The 12,866-nt window shown below is 45.9% G+C and carries 12 protein-coding genes; 6 read left to right on the top strand and 6 right to left on the bottom strand.

The genetic code is table 11. From position 1 onward, the window contains the following. Positions 1 to 101: 101 nt before the first annotated feature. From OPS25_RS05915 to OPS25_RS05890, 6 genes are all read right to left on the bottom strand, one after another. A complete protein-coding gene (locus tag OPS25_RS05915) occupies positions 102 to 1,730 on the bottom strand; it encodes a S8 family serine peptidase (protein WP_265616732.1) in 1,629 nt (542 codons plus the stop codon). Positions 1,731 to 2,255: 525 nt separating this feature from the next. Then, positions 2,256 to 2,996: a 23S rRNA (guanosine(2251)-2'-O)-methyltransferase RlmB gene (rlmB, locus tag OPS25_RS05910; RefSeq protein WP_265616731.1), complete on the bottom strand. Its 741-nt coding sequence runs from the start codon at positions 2,994 to 2,996 to the stop codon at positions 2,256 to 2,258. Then, positions 2,997 to 5,291 carry a ribonuclease R gene (gene rnr / locus OPS25_RS05905; RefSeq protein ID WP_265616730.1) on the bottom strand — a complete coding sequence of 765 codons (2,295 nt, stop codon included), beginning with the start codon at positions 5,289 to 5,291 and terminating at the stop codon, positions 2,997 to 2,999. A 139-nt stretch (positions 5,292 to 5,430) separates the two neighbouring features. After that, the gene (locus tag OPS25_RS05900; protein WP_265616729.1) at positions 5,431 to 6,063 is read right to left on the bottom strand and encodes a tetratricopeptide repeat protein; all 633 of its coding nucleotides are present in this window, start codon (positions 6,061 to 6,063) and stop codon (positions 5,431 to 5,433) included. A 77-nt stretch (positions 6,064 to 6,140) separates the two neighbouring features. Next, positions 6,141 to 6,386 (bottom strand): TIGR02647 family protein, encoded by a 246-nt coding sequence (locus OPS25_RS05895; RefSeq protein ID WP_265616728.1) that lies wholly within the window; start codon positions 6,384 to 6,386, stop codon positions 6,141 to 6,143. Positions 6,387 to 6,483: 97 nt separating this feature from the next. Continuing rightward, positions 6,484 to 6,858: a hypothetical protein gene (locus tag OPS25_RS05890; RefSeq protein WP_265616727.1), complete on the bottom strand. Its 375-nt coding sequence runs from the start codon at positions 6,856 to 6,858 to the stop codon at positions 6,484 to 6,486. Between the two features lie 199 nt (positions 6,859 to 7,057). On the opposite strand from OPS25_RS05890, the gene ubiD reads away from it, so the two are divergent. The 6 genes from ubiD (at position 7,058) to OPS25_RS05860 (ending at position 12,859) form a co-directional block, all read left to right on the top strand. Continuing rightward, positions 7,058 to 8,548, top strand: a complete 1,491-nt coding sequence (ubiD, locus tag OPS25_RS05885) for a 4-hydroxy-3-polyprenylbenzoate decarboxylase (RefSeq protein ID WP_265616726.1) — start codon at positions 7,058 to 7,060, stop codon at positions 8,546 to 8,548. Between the two features lie 60 nt (positions 8,549 to 8,608). Next, entirely contained in the window at positions 8,609 to 9,304 is a 696-nt protein-coding gene (gene fre / locus OPS25_RS05880) for an NAD(P)H-flavin reductase (RefSeq protein ID WP_265616725.1), read from the top strand. A gap of 9 nt (positions 9,305 to 9,313) precedes the next feature. Further along, on the top strand, positions 9,314 to 10,333 hold the full coding sequence (locus tag OPS25_RS05875) for a substrate-binding periplasmic protein (protein WP_265616724.1): 1,020 nt from the start codon (positions 9,314 to 9,316) through the stop codon (positions 10,331 to 10,333). 61 nt (positions 10,334 to 10,394) lie between these two features. Next, positions 10,395 to 10,616, top strand: coding sequence for a TroA family protein (locus OPS25_RS05870; protein WP_265616723.1), 222 nt, complete (start codon positions 10,395 to 10,397; stop codon positions 10,614 to 10,616). 319 nt (positions 10,617 to 10,935) lie between these two features. Then, complete coding sequence (locus OPS25_RS05865; protein WP_265616722.1) at positions 10,936 to 11,478, top strand: GbsR/MarR family transcriptional regulator; 543 nt, start codon at positions 10,936 to 10,938, stop codon at positions 11,476 to 11,478. A gap of 19 nt (positions 11,479 to 11,497) precedes the next feature. Beyond that, positions 11,498 to 12,859 carry a cytochrome ubiquinol oxidase subunit I gene (locus OPS25_RS05860; protein ID WP_265616721.1) on the top strand — a complete coding sequence of 454 codons (1,362 nt, stop codon included), beginning with the start codon at positions 11,498 to 11,500 and terminating at the stop codon, positions 12,857 to 12,859. Positions 12,860 to 12,866 lie beyond the last annotated feature (7 nt).

The following is a 12,866-nucleotide window of genomic DNA, read 5'->3' as shown; positions in this document are numbered from 1 at the left end:
GCTTACTAGCAGGATTCTACACAAATAACATTCTTTTAAAGTCTTGATAAAAACAAGCCCGGAAATCCGGGCTTGTAATATAGTGACTGCAACACGAGCGTTTATTCGTAAGAATAATCCATCGTCACCCCGCTATAGGATGAATAGGCGCGGATGCCGATATGCCAGGTACCCGACGACGGGTTAGTGAAGGTACAGGTTTCATTATTGCCGTTTTTATAAGGACGACAATCCCAACTTGAAGTGGTGGGCTGAGCGCCTAACCGCATATAGAGGTCCGCATCTCCCGTCCCACCGGAAATGGAGACCGTCATGGTAGTGACGCCAGCAGGTATATCCCATGTATAACGCTTCCACGTGCCCCAGGATCCTGAGAGGTTGGTAAGCTGGCCGGACACGGGCTCTACACCACCGCCGCCACCACCACCGCCACTTCCGCTGCAGCCGTGTGTATTAAGATAGTCATATGCATCTGCAACCTGAATGATGCCATAGCCATAGAAATTATCGCGGCCCGCCGTTCCCTTGTCTTTTGCGGTAGCATTAATGGCAGCTCGGATCTGCGTGTTCGTACACTGCGGGAAGAAGCTCCACACCAGCGCCGACGCGCCCGCCACGTGAGGCGTGGCCATAGATGTACCGCTTAGCGTTGCGTAAGTATTGGTAGGATAGGTAGAATAAACAGAACTCCCTGGTGCAGCGATTTCTACTTGCGAGTTATACTGAGAGTAACTTGCTCTGCTCTCATTTGAGCCCACTGCTGCAACTGACATTACCGCATCGTAAGAAGCAGGATAGGACAATGAGCTATTACCACTGTTACCTGCCGCGGCGACCAGTAAGATGCCGTCTGCTTCAAATCCATTCATCGCATTGCGTTCAGCGGTTGACGAAGAACTACCGCCTAAGCTCATATTGACAACGTTCGCACCTGCACTTTTACATTGGTTGATTGCGGCAATCAAATCCGATGAAAAGGTCCAGTTCCCATTATCATCAAAAATTTTAACAATATGCAGATTGACACCAGGATAAACGCCGATGACACCTTGCGTATTGTCATAAGCGGCAATTGTGCCGGCCACATGGGTGCCGTGGCCATTACCATCGTTGTACCAGTTGCCTACAGCAGTTGTGTTAGATTCCCCTGTCACACCATTATTCTGATCAGGTAAGTCTGGGTGCCCCAAGTTATAACCTGTATCAATGACACAGACTTTTCTTGCGCTGGTGTTATTCTGTGACAACTGATTTGCTTGCACCATGTTGTAGCCGTAGGGCACAGTTTGCGCCAGCGGTTTTCTCTTCGCGTCGAGTGATATATTAGCGACATTCGGATTGTTACGAAGTTTATTGAGTACACTTCGATTCATGGTTGCCGCTACCATTCGTTGCTCACTAAGCACTTTCTTGGCTTTAGCGCCCATTTTATTGACAAACGATTTCGCTGCATTGGCATTGAAGACACCTTTTCCTTTGCCGTTACTTTGAGGGGTACCATCTTGCATCACCGATACGTCTTTCGCGTCCTCTTTAAACTCAATAATATAGCGCTCTTCCGCAAGCTCTTGTCGCGACATTTCAAAGCGCTCTTTTAGCAAAGTACGCATATCTTGTGGTTGGTTTTTTACTTCAACAGGCTTATTGACTGCAGCGCCTACTGATACACTTAAAAGTGTAAGGGTTGCAGCGAGAGCTGCTTGTTTGGTTAAAGGGTTAATTTCCTTCATTGATGTTCCTAACTTGTTACTTGTTGTTAACCGCCCGCACTCTTTAATTGGTGCTAATTTTCAGGGCTTGAGTGAGTGGCCTGGCATTTGACTAAGCTCAGGAAGTACCGCAACCACTCCTTGGTTGTCTCATAAGCAAAAACCACGTCTGTCAGACCAGTTTTCTGCTGTACGTTAGCAGCAGCTTCCGTTTAAGGAAGAATGGTGCGACCACGCGCTAGGCGTGCGTTGCTAATTTAGTTTGCTAATTAATTTCCTGTTACGACAAGATTTGCCAGGAATGCTGCAGGATGACTAATGCGTTTAAGCCCACCCAATTTTAAGTGACATGTGTTGCGAATATGTTGATGCAACGATGCAATGACATATAAGCTACAGTTTATTGAATACAGATAAAAAATAAATGCGAGAAATTAGCGTAATGTATAAATCATAAAAAATCAGTAACGTTTTTTAACAATTTATTACAAAAAGAAATGAATTCGTAAAGATATATGTACAAATATTAACCAGCTAATGGATAGTTTATTGTTGGCGTTGCCTTACTGCTTCGTAAAGGCATATTCCTGTAGCAACCGACACATTTAAGCTGGACACGCTGCCAGCCATGGGCAATTTAACCAACTCGTCACAACGCTCTTTAGTTAGACGGCGCATCCCTTTCCCTTCTGCTCCCATCACCAGAGCCAGCGGTCCACTAAGCTTGCAATCAAACACTGATTTATCAGTTTCACCTGCGGTTCCTATCACCCAGACCCCTTTTGATTGCAGATCCTGTAATGTTCGGGCCAGGTTGGTAACCTGAATAAACGGAATACTTTCTGCTGCTCCACAGGCCACCTTTCTCACCGTGCCCGTCAAACTTGCTGATTTATCCTTTGGTGCAATCACTGCATGCACCCCGGCAGCATCGGCGCTTCGCAAACATGCACCAAGGTTATGTGGATCAGTAATTCCATCAAGGATTAATAAGAAGGGTTGTTTATGCGTACGCAGGATTTCATCAAGATCATTTTCGGTTAATGCTTTTGCTGGTTTAGCTCGAGCAACTATCCCCTGATGTTGTTCCCCTTCCACTTTGGCATCTAATACCTTGCGATGACAAAACTGAAGACTGATACCCAGGCGTCGAATTTCATTGATCAATGCATGTAAACGGTCATCATCGCGGCCCTTGAGGACCAGTACCTCGATTAACCGCTCGGGTTCCTTAGCTACCACAGCGGATAATGCATGGATGCCGTATAACCATTCTTGTTGGGCCATTTATCGTTTTTTTCCTTTAGCTTTTGTTGGCTTGCGAGCAGTTTTTTTACTTTTATCTTCTGAGGGACGACGCGGTTTTTTCTTTGCCGTTTTTACGGTAACTTTGCGACCCTTGTTACTCTTTAACAGTTTATTATCCAACACCAAGTCAATTTTACGTTCATCCAAGTTAACCGCAGCGACTTTCACCATAAGTTCATCACCCAGTCTGAATTGAGTGCCGGATTGTTCACCCAACAAACACTGTTTAACATTATCATAATGATAGAAATCGTTATCCAGTGAGGTGATGTGAATTAAACCATCAATATGGTATTCAGTTAACCTTACAAAAAGCCCAAAATTGGTGACTGAGCTAACCACCCCCTCAAATGTTGCCCCCACATGGTCTTGCATGAATTCGCATTTAAGCCAGTCAGCTACATCTCGCGTGGCATCGTCTGCGCGGCGTTCAGTCATTGAACACTGCTCACCGAGTTGTTCTATCTCTTCCTCAGTATACGCTTTTGCACCCGCCACGTTCAGTTTCTGCTTGGCTAAGATACCTTTTATAGCCCGGTGCACAACTAGGTCGGGGTAGCGTCTAATAGGCGAAGTAAAATGGGCGTAGGCATCTAGTGCCAGACCGAAATGACCAATATTGTCGCCATCATAAATTGCCTGCTTCATTGAGCGCAACAGCATGGTTTGAATCAATTCCTGATCCGGACGCTGTTGGGTTTTAAGCACCACATCGGTAAAGTCGGCTGGCTTTGCATCTTCGCGAATTTGATGTGGAATACCCACTTCGCTCAAGTAGGCGATAAATGCAGTAAGTCTGTCAGCATCGGGTTTATCATGAACCCGGTACAAGGCCGGCGCTTTGTGCTTCTCTAAGAATTTAGCCGCACTCACATTCGCCAAAATCATACACTCCTCGATGATTTTATGCGCATCATTGCGTGTGAGTGGAACGATATTCTCTATCTTACGCTGAGCGTTGAAAACAAATTTACTTTCCTGTGTCTCAAACTCAATTGCACCGCGCTGCGCCCGAGCTTTCTTCAACGTCCGATACAACTCGTGTAAATTGCGCAGATGTGGCACGTGTGGCTCGTATCGTTGATGAAGATCTTTATCGCCTTCCAAGATACGCCAAACTTTGTTATAAGTGAGTCGAGCGTGTGAATTCATCACCGCCTCGTAAAATTGATAGGATTGCAGCTTTCCATTACTGCCGATGGTCATTTCGCAGACCATGCACAACCGATCCACCTGGGGATTCAAGGAGCACAAACCGTTTGATAACACCTCAGGTAGCATAGGGATTACCTGTTCAGGGAAATATACAGAGTTCCCTCGGTTTAGAGCTTCGGTGTCAAGTGCATTACCCGGACGCACATAGTAACTGACATCTGCTATGGCTACCCATAGCTGCCAACCACCATTATCTAACGGTTCACAGAAAACTGCGTCATCAAAATCTCGGGCATCTTCACCATCAATGGTTACAAGAGGAAGTTGTCTTAAGTCTACACGACCGTCTTTCGCTTTTTCTGGCACCTGGTCGTCTAAATTTTCAACTTGTTTTTCCACTGCTTTAGGCCATACATGGGGAATATCGAAGGTGCGTAACGCCATTTCTATTTCCATGCCTGGCGCTAAGTGCTCGCCCAGCACTTCGATTATTTTACCCACAGGATTGACGCGGCGGCGCGGACGTTGAGTAATCTCAACTACCACCACCTGCCCCATCCTGGCCCCGTTTACGTGTTCGGGTGGAATGATAATTTCGTGATTAATCCGACTGTCATCAGGGATCACCACGCCAATCCCTTGTTCCGTAAAATAGCGGCCGACAATAGGCTCCTCACGGGGGGTAATGACCTGGGTAATATAGGCTTCTCTGCGTCCTCGACGGTCAGTGCCGCTTTGTTTCGCTTCAACTTCATCATCGTGCAGAAAGAGCTGCATTTGACCTTTACTGATGAATAAGTCGCCAGAGTTATCCTGGGGACGTAGAAACGCGTAGCCATCTCTATGCCCGATGATTTTTCCGCGGATAAGCGCTGACTGATCGCCGGGCGCGTATTTCTTATGCTTAGTAAATTCTACCTGGCCTTCACGTTCCATCGCGCGCAAACGACGCTGGATACCTATACGGCTGTCCTCGTCTTGCGCATTAACTTCATTACAAATTTCCAGAAAGGACAAAGGCCGCTCACTTTCGTTGAGTACCTTGAGTAAAAATTCACGGCTGGCGACCGGGTTTTCGTATTTTGCTTGCTCTCGTTCAAAATGCGGATCGTCGCTCATGAATATTTGTTCACCTTTTGATTATACAATGATTAATTGGACGTATTGGAATAGTACAATGCACTAATGATCGCCACTCCCGTTCAAACAGTCAAGTGACAATACCAAGACAAATGCGGGTAAGTGAAATAAATTGAGTTTAATTATCTAGTGGACGTCGTGCCGCACGAATCGCTTTGGGGTGCATCAACTTTTCCAACGCCTGTAAATAGCTGGCAATGCGAACATGAACCTTTTTATCATCTGTGACTGCGTTATACAGCCAGTGATAAGCCTCTTCGTAATCATATGGGCTGCCATGTCCATCTATAAAAAGTTCTGCCAGCTGAATTTGTGCCTTTAGGTTACCTAATGCCGCAGCTTCTCTCAAATAAACCACAGCTCGACTTTTATCTTCCTGGACCAATGTGCCTTTCGCATAATAACGGCCTAATTGTTCTAACGCCTCAGGTAAGCCCTGTTTGGCAGCCGCAGCCATAAAATCGATACCACGCTTAGGGTCCGCATCAATGCACACACCCCAAGCTAGCATGTCTCCCCATAAAAATTGATAAGCAGGTACTTTTAAAACCTCTGCTCGTGCTTCGATATCTTGTACGAGTTGGCAGCGATCCTCAACGACGCGCGTTAGGTGAGAATTTTCCGCAATCATTTTAAGCAACTCATCCTGGGTATAGAGTTGAACCGCTTTGATATCCTGTGCACTTACCGCATTGGGTAAAGCCAGCGAAAACAGGGTGAGAATACTTAAATACAACTTTTTTAATGCCATGCCACTCTCAATACAAAAAGATACCTCGGTTCACTTGGCAGTGCTGCACCTTGGAATAATGTAGTTTATCCAGTCGATTAATTAAACTTGGTCGATAACGCTGACTGAATTCGTCTGAGTTGCTCTGCAATATCCACGCCTAAATCGGTCAAATAGCCTCCATCTGGCTGAGTGATGACCCCTTTCGCATACAAGCGCGAAGCAGCACTCACCATCGCCTGACTGGCGTCGTGATGTATTTTCAAGCCTTGATGCAGGCTATCATCGGGAAATTTTAATAATAAATTTAACTCTTCTGTCATATCAGCATCAAACATGCTCATCGCTTATTCCTCTTCTACCGGCAATTTTGGGATGAAAACAGGCAAATTAACGCCGCAATACGTGTCCTACTACTTCATATATTGTAGGACCTCAATACTACAATTTAGTATAGATACCTTTAAACAACATTTGCCAATTCTCATCTTCGGCTTTTCGCATTTCCCAATGTTGTATCACACTACCATTTTGCTGCGGTGTCCAGCTTATTTTATGTTGCCTCATCGCTCCTTCCTTAGTCATTGTTTTTCCAGTTAAAACCATAGATTTACCGTGCAGCCCTCCTGACAACTGCAAACGTAGGCCGGTTTTATCCACCCACGTTTGATACCACTTGTCCGTAGTATGATCGTAAATATTGAGGCTGGTTCCGTACGGCCCCTCTTTAGTTTTATAGTGTTCAGTCACCACACAGTTATTAAATGATTTCTCGATCCGATTGTGGCCGGCTATTTCCCCATCTGCCGTTGCCACTTGCCATGTGCCAAGCCAGAAATCAAAGTCATTATATGCTTTAGCAGTGCATGCAATGCGTTAAATGTTGTTAAGCTAAGGCTGACAACGACTAGTGATGCAGCGACCCCTGTTAGTTTCATAGATTAAGTCTCAGATAAACTGAATTTTCAATGATATACTCCTGATAAAGAGTAGTCGTAAGGGCAACAGTGTTCAAATGAAGTACAAAGATCTGCGGGATTTTATACAACAGCTTGAAAAGCAAGGTGAACTCAAGCGAATTGAGAGGGAGATCGATCCTGACTTGGAAATGACTGAAATTGCCGATCGCACCCTGCGCGCCGGCGGTCCAGCGTTGTTGTTTGAAAATCCTAAAGGCAGCACTATCCCCGTGTTGACCAATCTGTTTGGGACATCCGAACGGGTGGCATTGGGAATGGGCCAGACTTCCGTTGCTGCTTTGCGGGAAGTGGGTGAGTTACTGGCGTATTTGAAAGAGCCGGAGCCACCGAAGGGCATGAAGGATTTATGGGATAAGTTACCCGTATTCAAGCAAGTGCTGAATATGCCCGCTAAAGAGCTGAAAAAAGCCCCTTGCCAGGAAGTGGTCATGTCAGGTGATGAAGTGGATTTGTCAATGCTTCCAATTCAACGCTGTTGGCCCGGCGATGTCGCTCCCCTGATTACCTGGGGTCTGACCGTGACCAAAGGTCCAAATAAAAAGCGGCAAAATCTTGGCATCTACCGTCAACAGGTGATTGGAAAAAATAAACTTATCATGCGCTGGCTTTCTCACCGTGGCGGCGCGCTTGATTTTAGGGAGTGGTGTGAAGCCCATCCAGGCGAGCCTTACCCGGTCTCAGTTGCATTAGGCGCAGATCCCGCGACAATCTTAGGCGCTGTTACCCCGGTCCCAGATTCCTTATCAGAATATGCGTTCGCGGGGTTACTCAGAGGTGAGAAAACCGAAGTAGTTAAATCCATCAGCAATGACTTACAGGTGCCTGCCAGCGCGGAAATTGTGCTTGAGGGCTACATTGCCCAAGACGAAACTGCACCGGAAGGGCCTTATGGGGATCATACTGGCTATTATAATGAAGTCGATACCTTCCCTGTCTTTACTGTCACTCACATTACTCATCGTCGCTCCCCCATTTATCATTCTACTTATACAGGACGCCCACCCGATGAGCCCGCTATACTTGGAGTGGCGTTAAATGAGGTTTTCGTACCCATACTACGTAAGCAGTTTCCCGAGATTGTCGACTTCTATTTACCACCTGAAGGCTGCTCTTATCGCTTGGCCGTTGTCACCATGAAAAAGCAGTATCCTGGCCATGCAAAGCGGGTCATGATGGGAGTATGGTCGTTTCTGCGGCAATTTATGTACACCAAATTTGTTATCGTGTGTGACGATGACGTAAACGCCAGAGATTGGAATGACGTAATCTGGGCCATTACCACGCGCATGGATCCGGCCCGTGACACGCTACTGGTTGAAAATACTCCCATCGATTACCTCGACTTTGCATCGCCCGTTTCCGGATTAGGTTCTAAAATGGGAATGGATGCGACAAATAAATTCCCGGGTGAAACGGATCGGGAATGGGGTGTGCCTATTGTCATGGATGAAGAAGTTAAAGCCAGGGTAGATGACATCTGGGATGAACTTGGTATCATGCAGGACGCAAAATCCACAGCGGATTAGCAGCTCGATTGTCAGTGAAGTGGGAATCATCAGAACAATGTTATTTAAAGTTGAAAATTAATGTCAGAAATTGAATGTCAGGTCAGCGCGATTACGCCTCTCACGGACTCGGTCTTCAAAGTTGTGTTGCGACCTCAAGCGCACCTCGAATTTAAGGCTGGTCAGTATATCCTGGTGCATATGGGCAAAGATGATAAACGTCCATTTTCTATTGCCAGCCCTGCCTATGACCATGAGCAGATTGAACTGCACATTGGTGCAGACAAAGCCAATACCTACGCCTTTGAAGTATTAGAAAAAATGCGCCGAGACGGTGTTATTAAGATAAGTGGCGGCCATGGCGATGCATTTTTGCGGTACACCGATAAAGACATCATCCTAATTGCCGGCGGTACGGGTTTCTCCTATACCCACTCTATCTTGCAGCAGTTCCTGCATGAAGAACATGACAACCAAATTCATTTGTATTGGGGTGGCAAAACGCATAGCGACTTGTATATGTCAGACAAAATGAAGCAGCTTGCTACGCTGCACCGCCATTTCACCTATGTTCCTGTAATTGAAGATGCCGACAGCAGCTGGACCGGACACACCGGTTACGTGCATCACGCAGTGATGAAAGACTTTACCGATATGCGAAACTGCCACGTGTATATTGCCGGACGTTTTGAAATGGCTAAGGCTGCTCGCGATGATTTTAGACAACATCAATTAAACCCCCGAGATATTTTTGGTGATGCATTTGCGTTTATTTAGGCTAAATAGATGAGTAATCAAATAACGAAGTTCATCGGTATACAGAAAACTGGAATAATCTTCAGCTGGTTACTTTGTCTCTTATTTAGCGCAGTAGCGAATTCTGAACTTCAATTGGCATCTGTACCTTTTTCTACCTACGTAAGTCAAAACGACGGCATTGGAAGACTTAATGACTTGATAAAGGAAGCATTAAAACGAAGCCAGATTGAGGCAAATTTATCCGTCATGCGCCCTGCGTTCTTAGGCAGTGGGCTTAGCAATGAATCCCTTGACGGTGATTTTGCCTTTCTCACCTTAGATCGCAAAAAAGATAATTTCGTTTATTCCGCCCCATACCTTCCTCTTTATCTGGTCGCCGTGAGCAAGCGTCCATTTGTAAAGGATATTCGTACGTTGGCTCATTTGCAGGATGGTCGAATTGCCATCGAGAACCGTTTTGTCAACACTGACCAATTACGTTTGGAAAAAGCAATAAAATGGTCTCGCAATCCCGATACGTTTGATGCATTCAAACAGCTAGCGGACGGCCGCTCAACGCTTCTGATTACCTCCAGCCTGCTTCTGAATGAATTTAATCTGTTACTTAGCGAACATGGTGAAACGCCACTTTTTTCTTCACCCACACCTTTGTTAACCGCGCATTTCACCGTGGCAATAAGAGAGAGTATTGCTGGCGCTAAAGACATTCTTAATAAATTTAACAAGGCGATTGTACAAATGCAGAGGGATGGCACATATAATCGCCTACTTCAGATCACCTGGTTACTTAAAGACACCGACAATGATGGTCATGCCGAATATATAAGCTCTGCTGATTTATTAAGTGACAACAGTTTAGCTCCCCAACGAAATGACGCATATGCGCTAGATAACACTCCACCAGCGGCTTCACCCTCCTACATTATTGATGGTAATAAAGTCTCGTCGTGGGAAGACGTTATGGCTTTACTACCCGCCCGTCCCCGCGAAGAAAGAAAAAGTTTATTAGATGAAACCATTTACAGTCGTATGATGCGTCAATGGTGACATTTAAAACCTTACGCTTGGTGAATCAGTATAAAGTCATATTTAGCCGCTGGAGTAAACAATGTCTGCTGAAACTGACCCTACTGAATACGAAAATAACATCCCTAAAGAAATTGCCGCATTGCAAGATGCTATCTTAGAACATGATAACGATCGGATTAGGCTTTTACTAACTAATGAACTCTTAGATGAAGTGCAAAAGAGCCATCTGGTGGAACTCGCCAAATCGAAAGGCACCCCGTCCATAGTAAAATTACTTGAAAACACTCCGTCGACTCCTTAGGCAGCGTCTGTCGAACGTTATCAACGTAGGATGCCGGCAGGGTCATTTCCGTTATCGTGATGACGCCGGCGCCCCCTTGTTTTTCCTCTTCGGTTAAAAGGGAGAAGTCCTTTTGGTGGTTTCGCTGTCAGGGTGATAATACGGTCCATATTCCCGAGCCTCGGCGGTTCCTCTGGCCTCCAGTCAGGTTACCTATTCATGAGAAGAGCTAAACGACATACTTATTTTTTGTCCCACTAGTTAGACGATGGATTTCCATTGACAGCTCCAACATCCGGATCTAAACTTTCAGTAACTTCTGAAACTTCATTATAAAGTTATGTCATCAATTATTATGTCCGCTGTAATGCACTTTGGCGAGATGGGTAGCCGTTGGGGCTTTAATCGAACTGTAGGGCAAATTCTGGCGCTTATTGTGCTCAATGATAAGCCTATTTCTGCCCAAGAAATCGCCGACACCCTCAGTATTTCAAGGGGTAACACCAGTATGGGTCTCAAGGAATTGCAGTCGTGGCAGTTAGTCAAGCTCCACATTGTGCCAGGTGAAAGAAAAGAGTTTTTTGTAGCCGCAGGGGATATTTGGACGCTCGCTAACCGCGTATTGGAAGAAAGAAAAAAGCGAGAAATTGATCCGACCTTAAGTTTACTCCGTGATCTCTTACTCGACACGCCATCAAACACAACTGACAAACAGGCGCAGAAAAAACTCGATGAGATCCACGATTTGCTTGAGTCAGTAACGCGCTGGTCAGAAGAGTTACAACGACTTGGGCCTGACAAGCTTGCCACCTTGATGAAACTTGGCGCCAGTGTAGGCAAAGTGTTGGAGTTTAAAGACAAGCTCAAACTAGGTAACCCGTAATTTTATACAGGAGAATATCGTGGACGCATTGTTGCTGTCTCGTCTGCAATTTGCATTGAACATTAGTTTTCACATTCTGTTCCCGACCATCACCATCGCACTCGGCTGGTTCCTGTTTTATTTTAAACTACGCTTTACCTTCACCCGTCACCCGGTGTGGATGAGACTTTACCGGTTCTGGGTAAGAGTTTTTGCGTTAACCTTCGCACTGGGGGTAGTGAGTGGCGTCACCATGTCATTCCAGTTTGGCACTAATTGGCCCGGTTTCATGGAGAAGGTGGGAAATGTTGCGGGCCCACTATTAGGTTACGAAGTACTCACCGCATTTTTCCTTGAGGCGACATTCTTAGGGATCATGCTATTTGGTATCAGGAAAGTACCTAACTGGTTTCACACGCTTTCAACCTTACTGGTTGCATTCGGCACCACTGTGTCGGCGTTCTGGATCATTGCGTTAAACAGCTGGATGCATACCCCCCAAGGCCATGAAATAATTGATGGTGTGGTCTATGCCAAAGATTGGTGGGATATCATATTTACGCCCTCTTTTCCTTACCGCCTAACCCACATGCTGTTGGCATCAGGACTCACCGCAAGCTTTCTGATTGCCGGCTTAGCCGCGTATCGCCAATTACAGGGTGATAACAAACTTGCCCCTAAGATTGCCGTGCGCACGGGAATGTATACCGCTGCCATATTAATTCCCTTGCAGATACTGGCTGGTGACTTACATGGTTTGAATACAGTGAAACATCAGCCACAAAAAGTAGCCGCCATGGAAGCGTTATGGGAAACAGAGACTGGGGCACCCTTAGTGCTGTTTGCTTATCCTGACGAAGAGCGCCGAGAGAATCGATTCTCAGTCGAAATCCCGAAACTGGCCAGCTTTATTTTGACACATGACATGGAGGGTGAATTAAAAGGCTTAAACGACTTTCCTGACAAACATCCGCCCGTGGCCCCAGTCTTCTACAGTTTCCGAATCATGGTAGGGATGGGGTTATTAATGTTGCTGGTTTCCTGGTTAAGCAGCGCCATACTGCTCAGACATAAAAGCCTGCCTCGGTGGGGCAATAAAGTATTAGCTGGGATGACGTTTAGCGGCTGGATTGCCACCTTAGCCGGCTGGTATGTTACAGAAGTAGGACGCCAGCCATATCTGGTAAACGGTGTACTGCTTACTGAAGATGCCGTCACCACCGTTCCTGCTTCCAATGTGGGGCTGTCCTTTACACTTTATGCACTGATCTATCTACTTCTGTTAGTTTCCTATATTGGTACGCTTGGTCTCATGGCGCGAAGAGCAGTTGAAATAGAAGAGATAACCTCAGAAGAGCGCGAAATGGCCAAAGCCAGTCGTATGTCCCCGGCAAATACTTAGGAGGTTT

It is taken from the genome of Alteromonas aquimaris, assembly GCF_026183695.1.
In the GTDB taxonomy this organism is placed as follows: Bacteria; Pseudomonadota; Gammaproteobacteria; order Enterobacterales; family Alteromonadaceae; genus Alteromonas; species Alteromonas aquimaris.
The sequence above is the reverse complement of the archived record's forward strand: the minus strand, read 5'-3'. Positions and strand labels throughout refer to the sequence as shown.

What these genes read in the sequence shown, in the direction of transcription:
- OPS25_RS05915 (WP_265616732.1), bottom strand. Translation starts at nt 1,730, where the DNA reads ATGAAGGAAATTAACCCTTTAACCAAACAAGCAGCTCTCGCTGCAACC.
- rlmB (WP_265616731.1), bottom strand. Translation starts at nt 2,996, where the DNA reads ATGGCCCAACAAGAATGGTTATACGGCATCCATGCATTATCCGCTGTG.
- rnr (WP_265616730.1), bottom strand. Translation starts at nt 5,291, where the DNA reads ATGAGCGACGATCCGCATTTTGAACGAGAGCAAGCAAAATACGAAAAC.
- OPS25_RS05900 (WP_265616729.1), bottom strand. Translation starts at nt 6,063, where the DNA reads ATGGCATTAAAAAAGTTGTATTTAAGTATTCTCACCCTGTTTTCGCTG.
- OPS25_RS05895 (WP_265616728.1), bottom strand. Translation starts at nt 6,386, where the DNA reads ATGAGCATGTTTGATGCTGATATGACAGAAGAGTTAAATTTATTATTA.
- ubiD (WP_265616726.1), top strand. Translation starts at nt 7,058, where the DNA reads ATGAAGTACAAAGATCTGCGGGATTTTATACAACAGCTTGAAAAGCAA.
- fre (WP_265616725.1), top strand. Translation starts at nt 8,609, where the DNA reads ATGTCAGAAATTGAATGTCAGGTCAGCGCGATTACGCCTCTCACGGAC.
- OPS25_RS05875 (WP_265616724.1), top strand. Translation starts at nt 9,314, where the DNA reads ATGAGTAATCAAATAACGAAGTTCATCGGTATACAGAAAACTGGAATA.
- OPS25_RS05870 (WP_265616723.1), top strand. Translation starts at nt 10,395, where the DNA reads ATGTCTGCTGAAACTGACCCTACTGAATACGAAAATAACATCCCTAAA.
- OPS25_RS05865 (WP_265616722.1), top strand. Translation starts at nt 10,936, where the DNA reads ATGTCATCAATTATTATGTCCGCTGTAATGCACTTTGGCGAGATGGGT.